21 protein-coding genes are annotated in these 21540 nt (G+C 65.2%); 8 read left to right on the forward strand and 13 right to left on the reverse strand.

What is annotated here, in order from left to right:
- Positions 1–42: 42 nt before the first annotated feature.
- The 3 genes from OVA06_RS08415 to OVA06_RS08425 all read right to left on the reverse strand — a co-directional run bounded on the left by OVA06_RS08415 (position 43) and on the right by OVA06_RS08425 (position 3036).
- Positions 43–1458: a site-specific recombinase gene (locus tag OVA06_RS08415; protein WP_268157586.1), complete on the reverse strand. Its 1416-nt coding sequence runs from the start codon at positions 1456–1458 to the stop codon at positions 43–45.
- A 130-nt stretch (positions 1459–1588) separates the two neighbouring features.
- The gene (locus OVA06_RS08420) at positions 1589–1927 is read right to left on the reverse strand and encodes a helix-turn-helix domain-containing protein (RefSeq protein WP_173160762.1); all 339 of its coding nucleotides are present in this window, start codon (positions 1925–1927) and stop codon (positions 1589–1591) included.
- Positions 1924–3036: a tyrosine-type recombinase/integrase gene (locus OVA06_RS08425; RefSeq protein WP_268157590.1), complete on the reverse strand. Its 1113-nt coding sequence runs from the start codon at positions 3034–3036 to the stop codon at positions 1924–1926. The genes OVA06_RS08420 and OVA06_RS08425 overlap by 4 nt, the downstream gene beginning before the upstream one ends.
- Before the next feature lie 379 nt (positions 3037–3415).
- Between OVA06_RS08425 and OVA06_RS08430 the strand changes: the two genes are divergently transcribed.
- The 3 genes from OVA06_RS08430 to OVA06_RS08440 are packed head-to-tail and all read left to right on the forward strand — an operon-like array spanning position 3416 to position 6508.
- Complete coding sequence (locus OVA06_RS08430) at positions 3416–4615, forward strand: type III polyketide synthase (protein WP_268157593.1); 1200 nt, start codon at positions 3416–3418, stop codon at positions 4613–4615.
- Between the two features lie 46 nt (positions 4616–4661).
- Positions 4662–5309, forward strand: coding sequence for a class I SAM-dependent methyltransferase (locus tag OVA06_RS08435; RefSeq protein WP_442793578.1), 648 nt, complete (start codon positions 4662–4664; stop codon positions 5307–5309).
- Positions 5306–6508, forward strand: coding sequence for an FAD-dependent oxidoreductase (locus tag OVA06_RS08440; RefSeq protein WP_268157595.1), 1203 nt, complete (start codon positions 5306–5308; stop codon positions 6506–6508). The genes OVA06_RS08435 and OVA06_RS08440 overlap by 4 nt, the downstream gene beginning before the upstream one ends.
- Here the strand turns inward: OVA06_RS08440 and OVA06_RS08445 are convergent.
- Entirely contained in the window at positions 6474–6968 is a 495-nt protein-coding gene (locus OVA06_RS08445; protein WP_268157597.1) for a nuclear transport factor 2 family protein, read from the reverse strand. The genes OVA06_RS08440 and OVA06_RS08445 overlap by 35 nt on opposite strands.
- Positions 6969–7024: 56 nt before the next feature.
- Here OVA06_RS08445 and OVA06_RS08450 point away from each other — a divergent pair, with 56 nt between their 5' ends.
- From OVA06_RS08450 to OVA06_RS08470, 5 genes are all read left to right on the forward strand, one after another.
- Positions 7025–7705, forward strand: coding sequence for a peptide deformylase (locus OVA06_RS08450; RefSeq protein ID WP_268157599.1), 681 nt, complete (start codon positions 7025–7027; stop codon positions 7703–7705).
- 18 nt (positions 7706–7723) lie between these two features.
- The gene (locus OVA06_RS08455; RefSeq protein ID WP_268157600.1) at positions 7724–8602 is read left to right on the forward strand and encodes a methyltransferase domain-containing protein; all 879 of its coding nucleotides are present in this window, start codon (positions 7724–7726) and stop codon (positions 8600–8602) included.
- A gap of 124 nt (positions 8603–8726) precedes the next feature.
- On the forward strand, positions 8727–9191 hold the full coding sequence (locus OVA06_RS08460; RefSeq protein ID WP_056079241.1) for an NfeD family protein: 465 nt from the start codon (positions 8727–8729) through the stop codon (positions 9189–9191).
- A gap of 33 nt (positions 9192–9224) precedes the next feature.
- Complete coding sequence (locus OVA06_RS08465) at positions 9225–10172, forward strand: SPFH domain-containing protein (RefSeq protein WP_056079238.1); 948 nt, start codon at positions 9225–9227, stop codon at positions 10170–10172.
- A gap of 254 nt (positions 10173–10426) precedes the next feature.
- Positions 10427–10774, forward strand: a complete 348-nt coding sequence (locus tag OVA06_RS08470) for an RNA polymerase-binding protein RbpA (protein WP_013600997.1) — start codon at positions 10427–10429, stop codon at positions 10772–10774.
- 81 nt (positions 10775–10855) lie between these two features.
- Here the strand turns inward: OVA06_RS08470 and OVA06_RS08475 are convergent, their stop codons facing one another.
- The 9 genes from OVA06_RS08475 to OVA06_RS08515 form a co-directional block, all read right to left on the reverse strand.
- On the reverse strand, positions 10856–11596 hold the full coding sequence (locus OVA06_RS08475; protein ID WP_056079234.1) for a polyprenol monophosphomannose synthase: 741 nt from the start codon (positions 11594–11596) through the stop codon (positions 10856–10858).
- Positions 11597–11688: 92 nt separating this feature from the next.
- Positions 11689–13344: an amidohydrolase gene (locus OVA06_RS08480; protein WP_268157604.1), complete on the reverse strand. Its 1656-nt coding sequence runs from the start codon at positions 13342–13344 to the stop codon at positions 11689–11691.
- Between the two features lie 66 nt (positions 13345–13410).
- Positions 13411–16365 carry a DEAD/DEAH box helicase gene (locus OVA06_RS08485; RefSeq protein WP_268157606.1) on the reverse strand — a complete coding sequence of 985 codons (2955 nt, stop codon included), beginning with the start codon at positions 16363–16365 and terminating at the stop codon, positions 13411–13413.
- Between the two features lie 20 nt (positions 16366–16385).
- Entirely contained in the window at positions 16386–17180 is a 795-nt protein-coding gene (gene tatC, locus OVA06_RS08490) for a twin-arginine translocase subunit TatC (RefSeq protein ID WP_268160708.1), read from the reverse strand.
- A gap of 48 nt (positions 17181–17228) precedes the next feature.
- Complete coding sequence (gene tatA / locus OVA06_RS08495) at positions 17229–17501, reverse strand: Sec-independent protein translocase subunit TatA (protein WP_045731378.1); 273 nt, start codon at positions 17499–17501, stop codon at positions 17229–17231.
- Between the two features lie 32 nt (positions 17502–17533).
- The gene (locus OVA06_RS08500; protein WP_261620341.1) at positions 17534–17890 is read right to left on the reverse strand and encodes a hypothetical protein; all 357 of its coding nucleotides are present in this window, start codon (positions 17888–17890) and stop codon (positions 17534–17536) included.
- A gap of 10 nt (positions 17891–17900) precedes the next feature.
- Positions 17901–19892 (reverse strand): helix-turn-helix transcriptional regulator, encoded by a 1992-nt coding sequence (locus OVA06_RS08505; protein WP_268157610.1) that lies wholly within the window; start codon positions 19890–19892, stop codon positions 17901–17903.
- A 120-nt stretch (positions 19893–20012) separates the two neighbouring features.
- The gene (locus OVA06_RS08510) at positions 20013–20408 is read right to left on the reverse strand and encodes an FKBP-type peptidyl-prolyl cis-trans isomerase (RefSeq protein ID WP_056079214.1); all 396 of its coding nucleotides are present in this window, start codon (positions 20406–20408) and stop codon (positions 20013–20015) included.
- A gap of 77 nt (positions 20409–20485) precedes the next feature.
- Positions 20486–21454: an FKBP-type peptidyl-prolyl cis-trans isomerase gene (locus tag OVA06_RS08515; protein WP_268157612.1), complete on the reverse strand. Its 969-nt coding sequence runs from the start codon at positions 21452–21454 to the stop codon at positions 20486–20488.
- Between the last annotated feature and the right edge of the window lie 86 nt (positions 21455–21540).

Here is a 21540-nt window from a genome sequence, read left to right on the forward strand (position 1 = left end):
TCCAGTTGATGGCGAAATGCGTTATCCGTTTTGTCAGGATGCTCAGGTGTGCTGTTGCTTGAGGCTGACGTAGTCAGCCATTCTCGTGGCCGATCTCGCGGCGTGTTGGGCGATGATGGCGGGGCTGTAGCCGAGTAGATCCATCAGTGTTCGGGCGTCCACTTCCTGGGTGAGATCGCGCAGGGTGGCGTTTCGTGCTCTTTGGCTGTCGATGCCGAGGACTTTGATTCGTCCGGAAAGGGTCGCAGGGTGGATGTGCTGGCCTGCTCGGGTTCCGGGGAACAGCCATTTCGTGTTGGTATTCGTGGTGTTCCGGTTTTCGCTTCCCTGGCGTTGGTGCCAAAACATCTCGGTGATGGCTTCGGGTATTGCGGCGGGGATAGTGCCCAGCTTGAGGAACATGCCCTCGGGACTGCTGTCGATGTCGTCATGGGTGAGCATGGCGATCTTGTTTATGGGGTGGGCCCAGAGCAGCAGGATGAGGCCTGCAAGGCGCGTTGACGTGGTGACGTGGTTGTAATCGAGGCAGTTGCGAACCAGTTCGATACGTTCGTTTTGGGTGATCATCGGCACGGAGTGTGCGGGTCGGAACGGCGCGTCGAGCTGCCCGTACGGTCTGCGGTTTTGCTGGTTGAGCCAGCGTACGAAGTTGCGGACGTGTTTGCGGGTGCTGGGCCCGCTACTGAGATATTCGTCGATGTGGGCCTGCCTGAGTTCGTCAGCTCCGATGGCATGGGTGCCGCGGAGCCAGATGAGAAGTTTGGCGGCTTCGGTAATCTCCTGTTTGGCCGCGTGGGTGACGGTTTCAAGGTTCACGGTTGGGTCCGTGGCTCTGTCGCGGACGCGTTTGAGGTGATGCCATACTGCGAAGCGTTCGATGATCTTGGCTGTTCCATCGTCGGGGAGGCCGCTGATTTTGGTGGCAAGCCATTGCTCGAAGCGTACGAGCCTTTCGTTACCGCGTCCGGGCATGATGCGGTGGTGCATGAGCAGGTAGCGCAGGTGTTCGGCTGCTGTGGACTGGGGGAGCGCGTCGAAGGCTTCGTGGGTGAGTGGGAGTGTTCGGTCGCCGATGGCGTTCAGGAGTTCCCTGGCCTGGGTGCCGGGGCGCATGTAGGTGTAGATGCTTTCGGGCCTGCCGGCCTCCGCCAGGAGATCAATGAGGCGGTGCAGGCTGAGGTTGTCACCAGGTTTGAGCGCTGCGGTGAGGTCGTCCTTGAGAGCGCAGCGGATGCATAGGCCGCCCCGGAACCTTTCGACTTCCCGGTTGCATCGGGTGCAGGTGAGTGTGGTCGTGATGCCTGCGCAGTCGCGGCAGATGGGCTGGTGGTCGGGTGAGCGTCCGGGGAGCATGCGGGTTTCGAGGCAGCGGGGGCATCTGCCGCGGGTGTGGGTGGCCTCTGTGAAGCAGGCTCCGCAGACCGGCCCGTCAGGCCAGCGCACCCTGATTTTGGCCACCAGCTGGTTGCATCGGCTGCAGAGATAATCCCCGCTCGAGCGGGGCCGGCCACGCTTCCTAGGGATCGGCAGGTCGTTGAGTGTGGGCGGCCGCACGGATCCGTTGCCTCCGGTGCCAGGTCGGCCCGGGTTAGCCATCGTCCTCCACGATTCGTGCACGCACTGGGCGGTAGTTGTGCAGGTCAGGGATGTCTTCGCCCGCAGCTTTGCGGTGCCGGATGGTCTTGGCTTCGGTGGCTGAGTAGGTGATGAGGTCGTTGGGTGTTACGTCCAAGGCATCACAAAGCGCGACGAGAACCTTGAAGGAGATCCGTTCGGGTTCCTGGGTCACGATCCGCCAAATTGCGTTGGCAGTCAGGGTGATGCCGCGATCGTGCAGGAGGGCAGCGAGCTCCTTGGCCGTGTGGACCCCTCGTCGGGCCATGATCTCGCGGACCCGCCAGGTGTAGGCGATTTCTCGTCTGCTCATGGGTGCTTCCTTTCTGAGGGCAGCGCCAGGGCCGCTTTGATGGTCCGATCATGCACCCGCTCCAGGGCGAGGCGCTGGTAGTCGGGGGAGGGCAGCGTGTATAGCGACGTCGTGTAGGCGTGATCATGGCCGAGTTGCAGCTGCACGAAGGTCAGGTCAAACCCTTCGCCTGTGGTCAGGTGCGTGGCATAGGAGCGGCGGAAGGAATGCAGGTCCAGTCCTGGCGGGTATCCCAGCTCATCCAGGAAGTCATGGAGCCGGCCGTTCAGGTGCGACTCGCCCACGATTTTGCCGCTGCTGGTGGGGAACAGGTCAGTGACCGGATAGCCGTAGCGGGGGAGCCCGTTTTTGATCCAATCGGCCACCATTTCCGCGGACCACTCCCAAACGGTGAGGACTGAACGGACCTTCTTGGCTGAACCCTTGTGAGGCTTTCCCCAGCGCACGAGGACCACGCCGTGATTTCCGAGGAAGGGTGCCTTGCCGTTGCGGGAAAAATCAGACACCTGCAAGCGGCGAAATTCCTCGGAGCGCAGACCCCAACTGTAGGCCGACTTGAAGGCAATCGCGTCACGCCATGCAGACAATGCGCCCTTGCGGCCCGAGTCCAGGATCCGCTCGACCTCGAGATCTGCAAGGCCGAAGAGTTCCTGCAGTTCACGCTGGCTGAAAGGTCGCTTCCCCGGTCGTGCTTCCGTCGGCTGCGAATGTGTGACCCGGTTCAGTTCGGTCACGACCTGGGCAAAGACCCGGCCGAATAGCTTCGCGCTTTGCTCGCACCAGTCGTAGCGCGGACTGCAGGCGTAGTCGCAGAACAGTTTCACCGCACCCTGATACGACCTGACAGTGCCGTGGGACAGGTTCCTCACGGCACGGGCGTGGGAGAAATAATCGTCGGCGTCGACGAGGCTCCATTCCCATGGATACCTGCCCGAGAAGTCCACGAGGCTCAGTACTACATTGCGCCTGGTACGGATTGTCGCTGCCGAGAAATCCTTCGCACGCTGCTGGCGTTCCCAGCCATCCAGGACGAGCGCTAGGAACGAGTCCGGATCCGGCGTCTGACCGCCGAAAGGAACATAGAGAACATTTCCGTTATCCCGTGCCATGGTTCGCCTCGCATCATCAAGAACCCTTTGCAATTTTCGCACGCAGTTTGCGAGAAACGCAATCGGTCAACGACGAAACCGCAGTTCGGATGCCGAATACGGCATCCGCGACGAGCACGGAACAGTACGCGCCTTCAGAACCCCGGCAATCCTGCCGTCAAGGCAAAATCGCTGGTCAGCACCGCTTTAGGGGAGGTACAGCAGGCGTTTCCCACATCCTCACGATGTGCAGGAATAGCACTTAGAGTCATTACTACTTGACATAATGTTGATTATCGGCGTTCCGGGAGCATGTGCGGATAGGGGCAGCCGGGGGCAATTCCGCAGGTCAAACCGGTGAACCATTGTCTTTGTGGATGGGCTCGTTAAGAATGGGTCAATGACGGTCTACGTGCGTTCACTTGAAACTGCAGTTCCGGCAACAAAGCTGATCCAGGCAGAGGCGCGTGACGTTTTCGCCGCGCAACCCGGACTCAGCAGGCTCGGTTCACGGCTGGTGGGCACGTGCTTCGACTCGGCTGCCATTGAGACCAGGTTCACGGCCGTCAACGAGCTGACCAACGCATTCCGCTCCGAAGATCCACAGTTCTACGACCCGGACTCGGGACTTCTCCTGAATCCCAGCACCAAGGTCCGCAACGACATCTTCGCCCGTGAGGCCACCAAGCTGTTTGTCGAGGCCTCCGCTGCCGCCGTCAAAGCCTGCCCGGACCTCGATTTACTTGACATAACTCATCTCATAACAGTCTCCTGTACCGGCTTTTTCAACCCCGGCCCTGACTACAAGATCGTCCGCGTGCTCGGCCTGGACCCGTCGGTGCAGCGCTACCACCTTGGCTTCATGGGCTGTTACGCGGCCTTTCCGGCCCTCCGCGCGGCCAAGCTGTTCTGCGAAGCCGACCCGAACGCCGTCGTCCTCGTCGTCTGTGCCGAACTGTGCTCACTGCACGTCCGGACGTCCAATGACCCGGACACCATCATGGGATCGGCCCTGTTTGCCGACGGTGCCGCGGCCGCCGTCGTTACGGCCAACCCGGCGGCGGAGGAAACCGCCCTGCTGCAGCTCGACCACTTCGAAACGGTGCTGACGCCGGTTGGCGAGGACTCCATGGCCTGGAACATCGGCGACCACGGCTTCGAAATGGTGCTCGGCAACTACGTCCCGCACATCATCGACGATCACATCGTCGGCGCGCTGCAGCCCCTGCTGGCCCGCGAGCCCCACCTCGAAGCACTCCCCTACACCGGCATCAGGCACTGGGCTATCCACCCTGGCGGCCGCAGCATCCTGGACAAGGTCCAGTCCCGGTTGGGCCTCACCGACGAACAGCTGGTCCCGGCCCGGGAAGTCCTGCGCAACTACGGGAACATGAGCAGCGCCACAGTACTCTTTGTCCTCCGGCACATCCTCGAACAGGACAGCGAACCGGGAGACGAACGGATCTGTTCCATGGCATTCGGCCCCGGCCTGACAGTGGAAACAGCGCTCCTGACCAAGCTGCGGCAGGCGCCGGCAGCGGCCGGGGACCCGGCTGGGATGAGGCAGGAAGAGCTGCTGCAGGAAATCCCGGTGGCCTGAGCCGGTGCGCATCTGGCCCGAGCGTGCGGCAGGCGAGCTGGAACAGATGGACCTGCCGGACTGCGATGCGCGGAAGCTGGAGAACACCTACCGCCAGTTCGGCCCGGTCAACAGGATCGTGTCCGGCTGGAGGCGGCTGTACGTCGCGGAACTTCGTCCTGTCCTGTCAGCCGGACCGGCCAGCATCCTTGACATCGGGTCCGGCGGCGGTGACCTCGCCGTCATGCTCGCCCGCTGGGCCGCCAGGGATGGGCTTGCCGTCAGGATCACGGGCATCGACCCGGATCCGCGCGCGGCTGCCTTCGCCCGCAACCGGCCGCCGACCAGCGGCGTGGACTTCCGGCAGGCGCACAGTGCCGAGCTGGTCAGCGAAGGTGCCGTGTTCGACGTCGTTATCTCCAACCACGTCCTGCACCATCTCGGAACGGAAGAATTCACCGACCTGCTGTCCCACTCGGACGTGCTTGCCCGGAAGAAAGCCCTGCACAACGACCTGCGCCGCAGTCCGGTGGCCTTCGCCCTTTTCGGGGTAGCCACCCTCCCCCTTCAGAACTCCTTCATCCGGGAAGACGGGCTGACCTCGATCCGGCGCAGCTATACGGCCGCGGAGCTGTCCGCCCTCGCTCCCCCGGGCTGGACCGTGGAACCCGGTGCAGCCTTCCACCAGGTGCTGGCACTGCGCAGGCGGCCATGAATGCTGATGTGGTCATCGTCGGGGCCGGGCCGGTGGGCCTGTACCTGGCCGCCGTCCTCCTCCGGCAAGGAATTACCGTCCGTGTCCTGGAACAGAGATCCGCCAGGAACCATCATTCCCGGGCCATTGGCATCCACCCGCCGGCCCTCGCCGCACTGGACCAGCTGGGCATCGCCGGCCGGATGGTGGCCGAAGGCGTCCCCATCCATTCCGGGCTGGCGGTCAGCCGTGGCCGGACCGTGGGCCGCATGCCGTTCGCCGGAGTATCGGAAGCATTTCCGTTCGTCCTTTCGCTGCCGCAGTACCGGACCGAGCAGTTGCTGGAAGAACAGGTGCACGCCCTCGACAGCTGCGCGCTGGTCAGGGGGATGGAGGTACGCGAGGTAGCGTACGACGGCGGCAGCGCCAGTGTGTCGGCAACGCCCGCCGGGGGTGCCGCGCAAGGGAGCAGTACATTCCGGGCGTCGATAGTGGTCGGCGCGGACGGTCCACGGTCCACGGTCAGGGACCTGCTCGGCGTCCCGGTCCTGCGGAAAACCTACCCCGACCACTATCTGATGGGTGACTTCGCGGACCACCCGGAATTTGGTGACCGGGCCGTGCTCTTCCTCGAGAGCGCAGGCATCGTCGAGTCGTTTCCGCTGCCGGGCGCCGCCCGGCGCTGGGTGGTCCGGCTGGGACAACGCGCCGGAGGGGCAACCCCGGAAGAACTGGCCCGGCTCGTAGCGGACCGGACCGGCATCCACCCGGTGCCCGCCACCAATACGATGCTCAGCGCCTTCAGCGTCAGATCATCGGTGGCCCGCAGGACCGTGGCCGGACGCGTGATCCTGGTGGGGGACGCCGCCCACGAAATCAGCCCCATCGGTGGGCAAGGGATGAACCTGGGATGGCTCGACGCCCAGGCCCTGGCCCCGCTGATCGTCCAGACAGTCACGGGCAGGCACGCCCCGGAGGCCTTCCGCGATTACGAGCGGGGCCGCAGCCGGGCAGCCCTGCGGGCGCGGCGGCAGGCTGAAATCAATATGCTGCTGGGCCGGCCGCTGCCCGCCCGGGTCCTTGCATTGCGGAACACCGTGATCGGCGCGGCCGCTGCATCCCCTGCCATCAACCAGTGGGTGGCCGGGCGGTTCACCATGCAGCAGGAGTTCGACGCAACCGGTCTCAGCGGAAGTAGCAGTCGTAGCTGTCCTGGCTGACGATCAGCCCGTCACGGACTTCGAAGACCGACGAGGTCCGCGCCCGGATAGTCTCACCGCGGTCCCAGTAGCGGATGTCCATCAGCACGGTTGCGGACCAGTCAGCTTCGACAGCCACGCGTCCGCCTTCGCAGGTTGTCCTCCTGATGATGAACTCCTGGTTGGCCACCACCTGCGAACTTTGGTCGGCGCCTGCCAACACGTCCGCGAGGGTGCGGGTAGAACCCCCGGGCGCCAGCAGGTGGGGTGCTTCCACGAGCGTGAACGTATCAGCCAGGTAGGGCCTGATCTCGGCCGCTCCCCCGCCGGCTTCCAGGATCCGGATGAACTCGAGGACGCGGTCCACCGGGCCGGAGGACGCCGCGGGTTCAACAGGCTCAACAGGTGCAGCGGGTTCAACAGGTGCAGCGGGTTCAACAGGTGCAGCGGGCGCGCCAGGCACAATGGTTTCGTCAGCCATGGAATAGACCTTAGCGGAGGACCGGAGTCCCCCGGACCGGCCGTTAGGCTTTCACCATGACCCTCTCCGCACCAGCCACGGCACTCACCGCCGAGCAGATCCGCGAGACTGTGGAGCGCATCCTGTCTGCCGGAACCCTCCCGCCGATCGTGCAGGCAGGCCACCCGGCGCTGCGGCAGAAGGCGGCTCCCTTCGACGGCCAAATATCCCCCGACCAGTTGGCCAGGCTTGTTGAGCTCATGCGGCAGGTCATGCATGAGGCTCCGGGCGTGGGACTGGCAGCGCCCCAGCTCGGTATTCCCCTGCAACTGGCCGTCCTGGAGGACCAGTACGACGTTGACCACGAGGCCGCTGCCATCCGCAGGCGTGCGCCGCTCGAATTCCTGGCCATCCTGAACCCCGCCTACACCTCCGCGGGTCCGGACCGCGCCGCCTTCTACGAGGGCTGCCTTTCCCTCAATGGCCTGCAGGCGGTGGTTTCACGCCCCCAGGCGGTGCTGCTGGACTTCGTCAGGCCCGACGGCGGCGCGGAGCGGCGTGAGTTCTCCGGCTGGCAGGCACGCATTGTCCAGCATGAGACGGACCACCTGAACGGGATCCTCTACGTGGACCGGGCGCAGCTCCGATCGCTGTGCAGCAACGCCGAGTACGCTGCCCACTGGGCCGGGCCGGGGACCGGCAAGGCAAGGGAGGGCCTGGGCTTCGATGACGGCCCTGCCGGAATCAGTGTGCCCTAGCCGCTTAAGATAGAGGCCATGCCCCTTCCCAATGACCTGCCGCTGCTATGCCCCCTCTGTTTGAAGCCGTTGGCGGCGGCCGATACCCGCGCCTCGGGACCTGCCCGAATGGCGTGCGGGTCCGGGCACAGCTTCGACGCGGCACGGCAGGGATACTTCAACATGCTGGTGGGCAAGGGCACGTCCTTTGAGGCGGACACGGCTGCGATGGCCGACGCCCGTTCCACCTTCCTTGGAACGGGACACTACGCACCGCTGGCACGCGGGGTGGCAGCCGCCGTCGTACCTTGCCTGTCCAGCGAACATGCAGCCGTCCTGGATGCCGGTACAGGTACCGGCCACTATTTGAGGGCCGTGCTGGACTCTGCCGCGGAGCAGGGCCGGACGGTGAACGCTGTGGGGATCGACATCTCGAAGTTTGCCCTGCGGCGGGCGGCGCGGCTCAACCCGGAGGCCGTCAACCTCGTCTGGGACGTGTGGAAGCGCATTCCCCTGGCCGATGGGTCGGTGGACGCGGTGACGGTCATTTTCGCCCCGAGGAACCCGGCGGAGTTCGCCCGCGTCCTCCGGCCGCACGGCCGCCTTGTGGTTGTCACACCACGGGCCGGGCACCTGTCCACCCTTGCCGCGCTGACCGGCATGCTGGGGATCGAGGAAGGCAAGGACTCCCGCCTGGCCTCCGCCATGGCGGAGCACTTTGACGCAGAGTCGGCTACCGACGTCGATATTCCGCTGTCCCTCACCCGCCGGGAAGCCGCCGACCTGGCCTTCATGGGACCCGCCGGGCACCACCAGGGCCGCGACGCCATCGCAGACCGCTTGGACAGCAGCCCCGAGCCCTTGGCAGCTGATGCGAAGTTCAGGGTGCTGGTGTACCGGCCAAAGAGCCGCCTGTAACGACTTGGCCACTATCCCCGGTCTTCCGCTCCGGGCCCGCACCCCGCCTGTGGTGCCCGACTAGGATGGAAGTCACAGTTACTCAAAGGTCCGCGTCAGGACCTTGTAACGAAGGGGGAACACAGTGTTCGAGTGGTTGGGTGAAAACTGGTGGGCCGTGTGGCTGACCGCATTCCTGGCGTTCGCGGTGGTCGAAATGATCACCCTCGACCTGTTCTTCATCATGCTGGGCGGCGGTGCACTGGCTGCCCTGGTGTCCGATTTCGCCGGCGCAGACCCGTGGCTGCAGATCGTCATCTTCTGCATTGTCTCCTTGCTCATGGTCGCCTTCGTCCGGCCCGTTGCCCTGTCCCACCTGAAGAAGGGCCCCGCCGAGCAGCGGACAAATGTGGACCGCCTCATCGGTGAGCATGCCGTAGTCATGGAGGCGGTGACATCGGATGGCGGCCTGGTGAAGATTGGCGGCGACATCTGGAGCGCACGCTCCGCGGCCGGCATCCTCTCTGCCGGGCAGATGGTGGTCGTCGCAGCCATTGACGGCGCCACCGCCGTAGTGTCGGCGCCGCCTCCGGCCGAAGACCGTACCTGACACAGCTTTATCAATTGGGGAAGAAGGAAATGTATGGATAACGCAGGCAGTGCCGCCTTGGCCGTCGTGCTGGTAGTACTGATCATCTTTGTGATCATCGTCCTGGTGCGGTCGGTCCGCATCGTTCCGCAGGCCCGGGCGGGTGTCGTGGAGCGCCTGGGCAAGTACCAGCGGACGCTCAACCCGGGGCTCACCATCCTCATTCCGTTCGTGGACCGCCTCCTGCCCCTGCTGGACCTCCGCGAACAGGTCGTCTCGTTCCCTCCCCAGCCGGTTATCACCGAGGACAACCTCGTGGTCAGCATCGACACCGTGGTCTACTTCCAGGTCACGGACGCACGGGCTGCCACCTACGAGATCGCCAACTACATCCAGGCTGTGGAACAGCTCACCACCACCACCCTGCGTAACGTCGTGGGCGGACTCAACCTGGAGGAGGCGCTGACCTCCCGCGACCAGATCAACGGACAGCTCCGGGGCGTGCTGGACGAGGCCACCGGCCGTTGGGGCATCAGGGTTTCCCGGGTGGAACTCAAGGCCATCGATCCGCCGCACTCCATCCAGGACTCCATGGAAAAGCAGATGCGCGCCGAGCGCGACCGCCGGGCGGCCATCCTCACGGCTGAAGGCACCAAGCAGTCAGCCATCCTGACCGCTGAAGGGCAGCGTCAGGCCGCCATCCTCAAGGCCGAAGGTGAGGCAAAGGCGGCCATCCTCCGGGCGGATGGTGAGTCCCAGGCCATCCAGAAGGTCTTCGACGCAATCCATAAGGGCAACCCGGACCAGAAGCTTCTGGCTTACCAGTACCTCCAGACCCTGCCGAAGCTGGCAGAAGGCACGTCCAACAAGCTGTGGATCATCCCCAGTGAAGTTGGCGAGGCGCTCAAGGGCATCGGGAGCGCCTTGGGCGGAACCAACCCGGACCCCGCAGCAGCGGGCGGCCTGTTCGACCAAACAGCGGCCAAGACATCTGAGCCCTGATCAGTTCAGGGGCATCACAGCCCTATCGGCAAGGGGAGGAGCCTTCGCGGGTTCCTCCCCTTGTTTTGGACCCACGTGTCTGCAGCCCGTATAATGGGGTATTTGTCCGGCAGGTATTGTTCCGCTGGAACAACAAAGCTTCGGAATGCGTTGAATCTTATGATGCAGCACAGAGCACACAGTAGTCCGGCGGCGTCTCGACGCTGCCGGCTAGCGCGGGTTTCCATTCCGCGAACCGACCAGAGGGAGAAATCATGAGCGATCGCAGCCTGCGGGGTATGCGCCTTGGCGCGCAGAGCATGGAGACAGAGTCAGGCGTCGAGCCGGCTCCGCGCCAGCGTGTCGAATACCGTTGCGAGGACGGCGAGCAGGTCTTCGTCACTTTCTCCTCCGAAGCAGAGATCCCGCCGGTGTGGGTTTCCAAGACCGGCAAGGAAGCGCTGCTGGTCGACGGCGAACGCCCCGATACAAGCAATGACAAAGCAGTGCGCACGCACTGGGACATGCTCCTGGAACGCCGCTCCCTGCCGGAGCTGGAACAGATCCTGGAAGACCGGCTGACCATCCTGCGCGAACGCCGCGGAGAGCGCCGCTCGGCCTAGGCTCCGCCAGCCACAACGTAAAGGAACTGCCCCGGCACATGGTGCCGGGGCAGTTCCTTTTCTGTTGCAGGTGGCCGGAATCTACCGCTTCGCCGCGGCCTTGCGGGTGAGGGTGTTCCAGCGGGCGGCCAGGCCCCATTTGGTGACGTTGATCATGGCCTCGACAACGATATTGCCGCTCATCTTCGAAGCGCCCAGTTCACGTTCCACGAACGTGATGGGGCGTTCCTCGATGCGCAGGCCCATCCGCGCCACGCGCCAGGCCAGGTCCACCTGGAAACCGTAGCCCACGGAATCCACCTGGTCCAGGTTGAGCTTCTCGAGGGTGGACCTGCGGAAGGCGCGGTAGCCGCCGGTGACGTCCTTGATCTTCAGGCCCAGCATCAGGCGGGCGTACGTGCTGCCCACCCGTGAAATGGCCTGGCGGTACAGCGGCCAGTTGACCACGCTCCCGCCGGGAACCCAGCGCGACCCCATGGCCAGGTCTGCGCCCTGCTCCACGGCCTCAAGCAGCTGGGGAAGCTGTTCGGGCTGGTGGGAGCCGTCGGCGTCCATCTCCACAAGCACGTCGTAGCCGGCGTCGAGTCCCCACTTGAACCCGGCGATGTAGGCGGCGCCGAGTCCTTCCTTGCCCTTTCGGTGCAGGACGTGGACCTGGGAATCTTCGGCCGCTTTGGCGTCGGCCAGCTGGCCGGTGCCATCGGGGCTGTTGTCATCCACTACCAGCACATCCGACGCCGGCACGGCGGTCCGAAGGCGCTGGAGCGTCTTGGGCAGCGATTCCAGTTCGTTGTAGGTGGGGATGATCGTAAGGACGCGCACAGAGGGCCTTTCCTGGTGGGAGCGGTCGGTGCACCGGCCGGCAAGCAAGCTGCCTGTTGGCGCAACTACCAAGTATAGGACGGGTGGCTGGGTCAGGATCGCAAGGCCGGGCTTGCGAACAGTTCGACGCCGTTCCGCACCGTCTGCAGGCAGGCGGGGTCGGATCCGGTGTCCAGGGCGGGCAGCAGCGGTGTGCGCGCCCGGGGATCGGTGCTCCAGGACTGGACGCGGCCGTCGGCCACCTGGACCATCAGCTCGTCGACCTCCCACACGGCAAAGCTTGCCGGCGCTCCCGGTACCAGCTGTCCGGCCATGGGGTCGGAGTACTTGGCGGCCCGCCAGCCGGCTCGGGTATGCCCCAGGAACGCGGCCCGGGCGGAGATGCGCTGACCGTCGTTGTGGTGTTCCAGGCATGCACGCACGCTCGACCAGGGGCGGAGCGGAGTCACCGGGCTGTCACTGCCGAAGCATACGGGCACACCTGAGGAGTACAGGGCGGCGAACTGGTTCATGGACCCGCTCCGCTCCCCCAGGCGCTGGCCATACAGGCCGCCTGATCCGCCCCACGCGGCATCGAATGCCGGCTGGGCGCTGACGGTCACCGAATATTTGGCAAGCCGGGCTACCGCATCGGCGTCCGTCATTTCCACATGTTCAAAGCGGTGGCCTGCCGCGCGCACGCGCTGCTCCCCTACCTGTTCCGCCGCCAGGTCCAGCGCAGCGAGTGCCGTATCCAGGCCTGCGTCGCCTATGACATGGAACCCGCCCTGGATGCCGGCCAGCGAGCAGGCTGCCAGGTGCGCCGCAGCTTCCTGAACGCCCAGGTACAGGCTGCCACGCTCCTCGGGGGCGTCACTGTAGCCGGCGCGCAGGGCTGCGGTGCGTGAACCGATCGAACCATCAATGTTCAGGTCACCTGCCAAGCCGCGGATATCGAAGCCAAACTGCGAAACAAGGCTGCGTGCCTGTTCCTCGGTTCCGGCCAGCTCGCCCCAGTAGGGCAGGATTTCCGGTTGTGCAGGCCTTCCGGAACCCTCGGTGTTCCACGCGGCCGCAAGCCGCAAGTCATCCGCGCCACCAATGTGCGGGGCACCCATCTCGGCCAGGGCCACGTAGCCATTCGCTGCCGCCTCTGCCAGGGCCTTCGCCTGGTATCCGCGAAGGACGTCGGCGGGTAAGCGGCGCGCGGACCGCCTGGCAGCCGCATGGGCCGCGCGCGAGACTCTCGCACCGCCGTCGTACCCCTCTGCGTCCTGCAGGCCAGGCTCCCGTGCCAGGGCACCCGAGACCAGCGCAGAGTGGACGTCCACGCGTGACAGGTAAACGGACCGGCCGCCGGCCGCCCGGTCCAGTTCGTCAGCGGTGGGCAACGTCGCGTCCGTCCATTGCGTCTCGTCCCAGCCATGACCCAGGACGGGCCCGCTGCCGCCGGCCGAAGCAACGGCGTCCAGCAGTTCCCGGGCGGAGTTCACGGATGCAAGCTTCAGGGAGCCGAGGGCAATGCCGGTTTCCGTAAGGTGCGCATGTGAATCCACAAACCCCGGCGTGACAAGGGCGCCCCGCAGGTCGATGATGTCCATCGTTGAATCAGCAATGGAGGACGCCGCCTGCTCGGACCCCACCCAAGCCACGGTATCGCCGTCCACCAACATGGCCGTGGCAAACGGATCGGCCGCGGTGTAGACGGATCCGTTGCGGTAGAGCACTGCCTTGGAACGGGAATTGGACTCTGGACCGGACGTGGTCATTGGCGAAAGGCTCCTCGCATAGGGGCGTGCCGGAACAGTCCCGGCACCATGGGGCAGGCGGTACGTTTACTGGACAGATGAATAGGCCACGACGCCGCGGCGGATCAGGTTGATTGCCTCGCCGCACAGCCGGGCGAGCCGTGGTTCGAGGCCTGGAATCTTGGCGATCTGGTCCAGCAGGTCCACCACCTGCTTGACCCAGCGGACGAAGTCTCCGGCGGCGAGGTCGGTGCCGCTCAGCACATCCTGCAGGTGGCGCCCACGGGCCCACTTGTAGATGGGCCACACCAGGCCGAGTTCGGGCTCACCAGTGAGCGGCAGCTTGTTCGATTCTTCGACGTCCTCAAGCGCGGACCATTCCCGGACCACGATGTCCACTGACGTTTCCAGGGAGACACTGGGCATCCGGGGGCGCAATCCGCGGTCCTCGCGCTTTGCCTGGTACACGAGCACGCTGGCCAGGGCGGCAACCTCGACGGCGTCCAGGTCGCCGAAGGCGCCAAGGCGGAGCGACTGGGAAATCAGGAGGTCCTTCTCTCCATAGATCCGCCGGAGCCGCTGCCCGTCCGGGCTGATGGCCAGCCGCCCGTCAGTTGAGGCGTCGAGGTAGCCGTAGGCGGACAGGACGTCGCACACCCGGTCAAAAGTCTTGGCAATGGTATTGGTCCGCCCCTGGATCTGGCGTACCAGGTTGTCCGTTTCGCGACGCAGCTTCCACCAGCGCTCGGACCAGCGGGCATGGTCTTCCCGCTCGCTGCACCCGTGGCACGGGTGGGCGCGCAGGGCACGCCGGAGTTCGGCAATGCGCTTCTCCTGGTCCGGCAGCGCAGTGGCAAGCCCAAAATCGTTGTTGCGGTTGTGGCCCGGCGCGGGCGGCCGGTTCTCGCGCAAGGCGTTCCTGGCCGAGGACGCAAGATCGCGGCGCGACTTGGGGACCTTGGCATTGAAGGACTTGGGGATGCGGATCCGGGTAACGGGCGCGATGGGGCCCTCCAGGTCGTCCGTGCCGATCCTGCGCAGCTGGTTATCGAGGGTCAGCACAGCGGGCCTCGGTTCCCTGCTGCTGTGGTCCGAGCTGAGCACGATGGCCGGTCCGGGTGCCCGGCCGCCGGGAACATCGACCACATCACCGGGCATGAGGCGGGCCAGGGAGTCGTCGCTCATGGACTTGCGTGCGCGGGTTGTGGTGCGCGACGCAGCGTTTTCCACGTCCGATAGTTCGCGGCGCAGCCGTGCGTATTCAGTGAAGTCACCCAGGTGGCAGGTCATGGATTTGGCGAAGCCCGCGAGGGACTCCTCACGGCTGCGCACCTGCCTGGCCAGGCCCACCACGGACCGGTCCGCCTGGAACTGTGCGAATGAGGACTCGAGGATTTCCCGGGCCCGGGCGCGGCCGAACTGGGCCAGGAGGTTGATGCTCATGTTGTACGTGGGACGGAAACTGGAATTGAGCGGGTAAGTGCGCCTGGAGGCCAGGCCGGCCACCGCTGTCGGGTCCCCTCCCGGCTGCCACAGAACCACGGCGTGGCCCTCGACGTCGATGCCGCGCCGGCCTGCGCGTCCGGTGAGCTGCGTGTACTCGCCGGCGGTGATGTCCACGTGGGCTTCGCCGTTGAACTTGTCGAGCTTTTCCAGCACCACCGACCGGGCCGGCATGTTCACGCCCAAGGCAAGGGTCTCCGTGGCGAAGACGGCCTTGACCATTCCGTCGGCGAAGAGCTTCTCCACCACTTCCTTGAAGGTGGGCAGCATCCCGGCGTGATGGGCGGCGAATCCGCGGAGCAACCCGTCGCGCCAGCTCCAGAAACCGAGGACGTCGAGGTCATCCGGCGGAATGTCGTGGCCGGCCTCATCGACGCGTTCGGCGATGATCCGCTGTTCCTTTTCGGTGGTCAGCCACAAACCGGAAGCAACACACTGGGCCACTGCGGCGTCGCAGCCGGCCCTGGAAAAGATGAACGTGATGGCGGGCAGCAGGTCCATCCGGTCCAGGCTGGCGATGACCTGGGGACGGCTGGCCCGCCGCACGCCCGTTTGTTCGGCAGGGCGCGCCGGCCGGTCGTTGCCCCGCCGGCCGCGCTGCACGCGGCCGGGCCGGCTCCGGAAACCCTGTTGACCTTCGTTGCGGGCCACGGTCAGGAGTTCCGGGTTGACGTCGAAGCCGCGGTTCGTGTCCTTGCTCCGGTTTTTGCCGCTGACGTCTTGGGGCTGTTCATCCTCAGCAGCATCGACCGCAGGGGCGATTTCGTCGAAGGTGGTTTCCCCGGCGAACAGGTCCATGATCCGCCGGCCCACCATGACGTGTTGCCAGAGGGGAACCGGCCGGTGTTCGGAGACGATGATGTCCGTGTCACCGCGGACAGTGTCCAGCCAGGCCCCGAACTCCTCAGCGTTGGACACCGTGGCGCTGAGGGATACCACTTGCACCTCGCTTGGCAGGTGGATGATGACTTCTTCCCACACGGCGCCGCGGAACCTGTCGGCCAGGTAGTGCACTTCGTCCATGACGACGTACCCCAGGTCGTCCAGGGTGGCGGAATCGGCGTAGAGCATGTTGCGGAGGACTTCGGTGGTCATGACCACCACGGAAGCCTCGCCGTTGATGCTGGTGTCGCCGGTCAGCAGGCCGACATTTTCGGCCCCGTACTTCTCGCCGAGTTCGCTGAATTTCTGGTTGCTGAGCGCTTTGATGGGGGTGGTGTAAAAGGCCTTGAGGCCACGCTTGAGTGCCAGGTAGATGGCGAATTCCCCGACGATGGTCTTACCTGCACCCGTCGGAGCGGCCACCAGGACGCCCTTGCCCCCTTCAAGGGACCGGCACGCCTGCCGCTGGAAGTCGTCGAGTTCGAAGTCGAGGGTCTGGATGAAGGCACCGAGGTCCGTGGCGGCCTCCGCGCGCCGCTCCGCGCTGGCCCGGTACCTTTCGGCGGGTGAGGGTTCTTCGACATCGTCACCCGGCCCCGGCGAGAACGGTCCGCTGGTGGTTGGGCCTGTGGAGAACGGCCCGGTATTGGAGGACATACACCAAGCCTAATGGGAGCTTAGAGGTTCCCCAGTTCACTGCTGGGGGTTGCGACGTCTGCGGTGGCTTCCGTTTCGGCAGCTACCTTCGACTCGCGGCGCGCACGGCGTTTGTCGTTCATGAGGCAGACGCCGATCGCTGCGAAGAACAGCACCAGCAATGGCCCCGCGAGCATGAACATGGAAATGGCATCGGCGCCGGGCGCCGCGATGGCCGCCAGCACGAAGACCAGGAAGACTGTGATGCGCCAGGCTTTGAAGATGGTGCGTCCGGACAGGATGCCGGCCATGTTGACGCCCACCAGTACGACGGGCACCAGGAAAGCTATACCCAGGACCAGGACCATGCGCGTAACGAACTCGATGTAGGTCCGCGCGTCAATGACGCTGGATGAGCCTTCGGGTGTGAACTGTGTCAGCGCATGGACCACCTGGGGTACCACCAGCCAACCGGCCCAGATCCCGGCAAGGAACAGCGGAACCGCCGCAGCCATGTAGCCCAGCGTGTAGCGGCGCTCCTTCGACGTCAGGCCCGGGGTGATGAAAGCCCACAGCTGGTAGATCCAGATGGGGCTGGAGATGACCACACCGATGAGGAGCGACATCTGGAGCTTGAAGTCGAACGGCGACGCGATGCTGCCGAAGTTGATGGCGGCGAGCCCGCCGGTCTGATCGGAAATGCGGTTGACGGGCTCTGCCAGGGCCTTCAGCAGCGGATCGTAAAGTATCCAGCCGCCGATGCCCCCGATGACGACACCGATCGCCGACTTGATGAGCCGGTTCTTCAGCTCCTTGAGGTGGTCCCAGAGGGACATCCGCCCCTCGGGGTTGGCTTTACGGGCCCGCTTCAGTGCCACTGGGGTTTAGGCGCGGTTCGACGGCGGAACGTCAGTGCCGTCGGTCGGCTCTCCCGGCTTCGCCTTGGGGTGGTTCACGATGGTTCCCTCCACCGGGCCGGAGGCGTCGGTGGACTCGGTTTTGCCGTCGTTCTTCATTTCCTTGACCTCGGACTTGATGATCCGCATGGACTGGCCAAGGCTGCGCGCCATGGCAGGGAGCTTGGGCGCGGCAAAGAGAAGCAGTGCAACGACGATGATAATGACGATGGGCCAGGGGCCATCAAAGAGTCTTCCCATGGGAAATCCTTTCCTCTAAAAACATCCTACTTCTATGTGAAGTCGAGATCTGTGAGAGCCTGCGGCTGGCCCCGGTCCTTCTTGCGCTGCACTCGCCGAAGGCGGCGTTCTTCCCGGCGGGAGGACTTGGATGCCTCGTAATCATGTCGCATGTCGGCTGGCGAGGCAAAAACGGCAGAGCCCGCGGCCGGACGGCCCATGCTGTCCTGTCGATCCTGGTGATCAGCCCCGTGGAGCGGGCCAACGTGGCCCAACTTGTCGCCGGCGGCACCCAGGTCCTTGACCGTGGCCATGAACTTACGGAACAGGCGAACGCCCAGCACAAAATAGAAGAGGAGTGACACGGCAACCAACGCCACCCATAACAGGATCCAGAACCACCAAGGCATGCTGAGAAGTCTAGCCGCCGTACCTTGCCAGGGCGGCTTCCAGCCAGTCCCGGGCCGTGTCAGCAAGCCCGGCAGGTTCGAGGATCCGGACCGCTCCCCCGTGCTGGGCCACGAACATTGGCAGCCAGCCGGTGCTTCCGAACCGTATCTCCGCCACGAGTCCGCCGTCGGGAAGGTCCGCCGTGCGGTCCGCGTAGTAATCCTCCGCCAGGCCCCGGCCCTGCCTGGTGAGCTGCACGGTGACCGTTGTGTCGTCGTCGTTCGGCGTAAAGAGCTTGGCCGGTACACCCTCCGCGGGCGTCCTGTTCCCTGCCACGCGTTTCCCGTTCGGGTGGACATCCTGCACCCGGTCCAGCCGGAAGTTCCGCAACCCGTTGACCCGGTGGCAGAACGCCTCGAAATACCAGGTGTTATCCAGCGAATAGAGCCGGAGCGGGTCGACGTCGCGCTCGGACACGGCGTCCCGCTGCGGCGACAGGTACGTGAGATGGAGTTGTGCACGCGAGGCGATGGCCTCCCTCACCGTTGCGTGGGTTGTTGCGTCGCCGGGTGCAACTTCCGGGCCGGACAGGGAAGCGGCGCGCAGGCCCTCCTCCCCTGCCGCCGCCAGCAGCTTCAGCGTCACCGATTCCAGGGCCCCCCCTTCGGCGACGTCCGGCAGCCCGTTCAGCGTTTCGAGGCCGGTGAGGAGCGCGCAGGCTTCCTCCACGGTGAAGCGAACCGGCTTCTTCAGGTCCAGGTCCTGGGTGATGAAGACATGGTCGTCTTCCCACTGGATGTCCAGCAGGTCATCGGGGTAGCCCTCGGGCAGGCCCGAACAGATGAGGATCCGCAGGTCATCCTCGAGTTCACCGCGGCTCACCCCGAAGTGCTCAGCGACGTCCTGGATGTGCAGGCCCTGGTTGTGGACCAGGAACGGGACCAGCTGGAGCATGCGTTTGAGCTGGTCCTCCGAGGTGCCTTTGCGCACCTTGCGTACGGGGGCGGCCGGGAAAGCATACTCAGGGGCAGGTGCGGCACTGAACGCGGCTGCGGCTCGCAACCTGCGCTCCACGGCCCGGACCAGTTCAGCGGGGGCGACCGGCAGCGCGTCGGGACCGTAGGACGCAAGCTCCTCGGCCAGGACTTCCGGGTCGCGGAAGTCAAGGCTAAGGCGTTCATGGCCTTCGGCAGCCGCCCGGGCGGCGGGATCCTGTTCGGCTCCGGCGTCCCTTGCCCGGCCCCTCAGTGCCAGCAGGCGTCCTTTCCGGACATCCACGACGGCGGTGCGGAGCGGCAGTTCCGGCAGGCGGGCAAGCTCCAGCCGGATGTTGAAGTCGGCAGGCGGCTCGAAGGACTCTTTCGCGAGCGTCGTGACGGGACCCGTGAAACGCGACAGGCGGAAGTGCCGGGGCTCCTGCCGCGCCCGGTCATACCCCATCAGGTACCACTGCCCGAAGCGGCTCCCCAGGCCCCACGGTTCAACGGTGCGGACTTCTTCCCTGCCGGTGGTGCCGGCCAGGTAGGGGAAGGTCACGGCGTGCCGGGAGTGCATGGCCGCCACGAGGTCGTCGAATGCCTGGCCTGCCGGCCTGATGCGGGGCTGGACGCCCGAGGGAAGTTCGACGTCGGCCATCCGCCCGGACGCCTGGAGCTTGCGGAGCGCGCTCTGGGCAGCGGTGCCGAGGGCTGCGCGTTCCCAGAGCTGGGATGCCAGCAGCAGGACTGTCCACTCTTCCGGACCGAGCTCGACGTCGGGAAGCCGGTTGGATTCCTTGCCGATCCGGTAGCGGGTGGTGGCGGGGTCGTCCTCGCTCCAGCCAAGGTCCGTCAGGGTTTCAACGTCGAAGCCGAACTGCCGCAAATCATTCTTGTCGCGTTCGAACATCCGGCCAAACGCGACGTCGTTACCGGACTCGTCGTGGTAGACCTTCTGCCTCAGTTCGCTGCGGCGAAGCCCGTAACGGGTGTTGAGCAAGGCGATCAGGAGGTTCAGGAGGCGCTCAGTTCGGGATAGGGACACCCTGTGTACGTTACTAAAGTCCGTGCCCGAACGCAGAAAGCGCGGCAGCCCGCGGGACTGATGTCCTGCGTGCTGCCGCGCTTCGGACGGCGGAGCTGCGCCGTGCGTCTCCGGCCCGGTCTAGCGGACTCCGACCAGGTCCACGACGAAAATCAGGGCCTCGTTGGGGGCAATCGCCCCACCAGCGCCACGGGAGCCATAGGCCAGTTCCGAGGGGATTTCGAGGCGGCGGCGGCCGCCCACTTTCATGCCCAGCAGGCCCTGGTCCCATCCCTGGATGACCTGGCCGACGCCGACGCGGAAGTCCAGCGGCGCGCCGCGGCCCCAGGAGGCGTCAAACTCTTCGCCGGTGGACCAGGCAACGCCCACATAATGGGTGGAGACGGTGTCGCCGGCTTTGGCTTCGCGGCCGTCACCCTCGATGAGGTCGGTGATCACGAGTTCGGTGGGGACATCGCCCTGGGGGAAGTCGATTTCAGGCTTAGTGCGGTCGAACTCCCGCTGTCCAAATGACATGCTTGCTCCTTTGATCTGTGCTGTGAAGATGCTGGTGTTAATTCCGCGGACTGGCCGCGGCCCGTCTGTAAGTGTGGCTACTTGGCGCCGAGGATGTCCACTACGAAGACAAGATCGCCCTTGGCTTCGCCTTGTCCGGCGTCACCGTAGGCCAGGTCCTTGGGGATCACCAGGAGGACCCGGGAGCCCACCGTCTTGCCGGCGAGGCCCTGGGTCCAGCCCTTAATGACCTGGTTCAGCCCAAAGCTGGCCGGTTCGCCGCGGTCGAAGCTGGAGTCGAACTTGGTGCCGCCCACCAGGTTGACGCCCACGTAGTTGACGGTCAGGGTGTCAGTCTCCTTGACGGTCGCCCCGGTGCCCTTGATGAGGTCCTGGGAGACCAGTGCGGTGGGGGCTGCTGCGCCTTCAACGTTGATTTCCGGTTTGCCGTCTTTTTCCGTCACGGTGGGCAGGCCTGCCGGCGGGGTGACGGTTTCGCCCTGGGGCTTGTCCAGTGCGGGAGTCGCGTCGGCGGCGGAGAGCACCTTGATGATCAGCAGCTGGGTGGGGCTGGCCGGGGTGCTTGGCGCCGGGGTGGCTCCGGTTGACGGGCTGGGGCTGGCCGCGGGGGCACTCTTCTGTCCCGGCACGGCCAGTGCAATGCTGGAGCCGACCTTCGCGCCCACGAACGCGTTGTAAATGACGGCGCTGTTGGTCTTGAGGTCGTCGTTGAGTTCGAGGGGTTCGGGCTCGCTGGGGAAGGTGTCTTCCAGTGTGGAGCCGTCTGAACCGTTGAGGGCGAGGACCGAGATGTTGGCGATCTGGTTTGCCTTCACGGTGTCACCGGTTCCCTCAGCGACAACCTTGACCGTGGGCTCAGCCACTTCGAACGGTTTGGGGAAGTCCACGCCCGGGGCTTTTTTGTCCCCGTTGTCGGTCAGCTTAAGGGTGTCGAACTTGGCAGTGTCGCCAGCGGACTGGCTGGTGGGTTCCGGCTCGGCGGTCGAGCCTCCGCAGGCGGTGAGCAGCAGCAGGCCGGGCAGGAGGATTGCTAGTAGACGGCGCACGTAAAGAACTTTCGTCGGGGCAGGGTGGACGCGATGTTCCGCATGGCAGCGGACAGCATCGCTGCGGGCCCGTTAAAAGGGCCTTA

This window comes from Pseudarthrobacter sp. SL88 (genome assembly GCF_026672455.1).
Classification (GTDB): domain Bacteria; phylum Actinomycetota; class Actinomycetes; order Actinomycetales; family Micrococcaceae; genus Arthrobacter.

Bases quoted from the DNA above. Each gene is read 5' to 3' on its own strand.
- OVA06_RS08485 (WP_268157606.1), bottom strand. From the start codon at position 16,365: ATGTCCTCCAATACCGGGCCGTTCTCCACAGGCCCAACCACCAGCGGA.
- OVA06_RS08420 (WP_173160762.1), bottom strand. From the start codon at position 1,927: ATGAGCAGACGAGAAATCGCCTACACCTGGCGGGTCCGCGAGATCATG.
- OVA06_RS08470 (WP_013600997.1), top strand. From the start codon at position 10,427: ATGAGCGATCGCAGCCTGCGGGGTATGCGCCTTGGCGCGCAGAGCATG.
- OVA06_RS08455 (WP_268157600.1), top strand. From the start codon at position 7,724: ATGCCCCTTCCCAATGACCTGCCGCTGCTATGCCCCCTCTGTTTGAAG.
- OVA06_RS08450 (WP_268157599.1), top strand. From the start codon at position 7,025: ATGACCCTCTCCGCACCAGCCACGGCACTCACCGCCGAGCAGATCCGC.
- OVA06_RS08425 (WP_268157590.1), bottom strand. From the start codon at position 3,036: ATGGCACGGGATAACGGAAATGTTCTCTATGTTCCTTTCGGCGGTCAG.
- OVA06_RS08430 (WP_268157593.1), top strand. From the start codon at position 3,416: ATGACGGTCTACGTGCGTTCACTTGAAACTGCAGTTCCGGCAACAAAG.
- OVA06_RS08480 (WP_268157604.1), bottom strand. From the start codon at position 13,344: ATGACCACGTCCGGTCCAGAGTCCAATTCCCGTTCCAAGGCAGTGCTC.
- OVA06_RS08500 (WP_261620341.1), bottom strand. From the start codon at position 17,890: ATGCCTTGGTGGTTCTGGATCCTGTTATGGGTGGCGTTGGTTGCCGTG.
- tatA (WP_045731378.1), bottom strand. From the start codon at position 17,501: ATGGGAAGACTCTTTGATGGCCCCTGGCCCATCGTCATTATCATCGTC.
- OVA06_RS08440 (WP_268157595.1), top strand. From the start codon at position 5,306: ATGAATGCTGATGTGGTCATCGTCGGGGCCGGGCCGGTGGGCCTGTAC.
- OVA06_RS08435 (WP_442793578.1), top strand. From the start codon at position 4,662: ATGGACCTGCCGGACTGCGATGCGCGGAAGCTGGAGAACACCTACCGC.
- OVA06_RS08510 (WP_056079214.1), bottom strand. From the start codon at position 20,408: ATGTCATTTGGACAGCGGGAGTTCGACCGCACTAAGCCTGAAATCGAC.
- OVA06_RS08465 (WP_056079238.1), top strand. From the start codon at position 9,225: ATGGATAACGCAGGCAGTGCCGCCTTGGCCGTCGTGCTGGTAGTACTG.
- tatC (WP_268160708.1), bottom strand. From the start codon at position 17,180: ATGTCCCTCTGGGACCACCTCAAGGAGCTGAAGAACCGGCTCATCAAG.
- OVA06_RS08445 (WP_268157597.1), bottom strand. From the start codon at position 6,968: ATGGCTGACGAAACCATTGTGCCTGGCGCGCCCGCTGCACCTGTTGAA.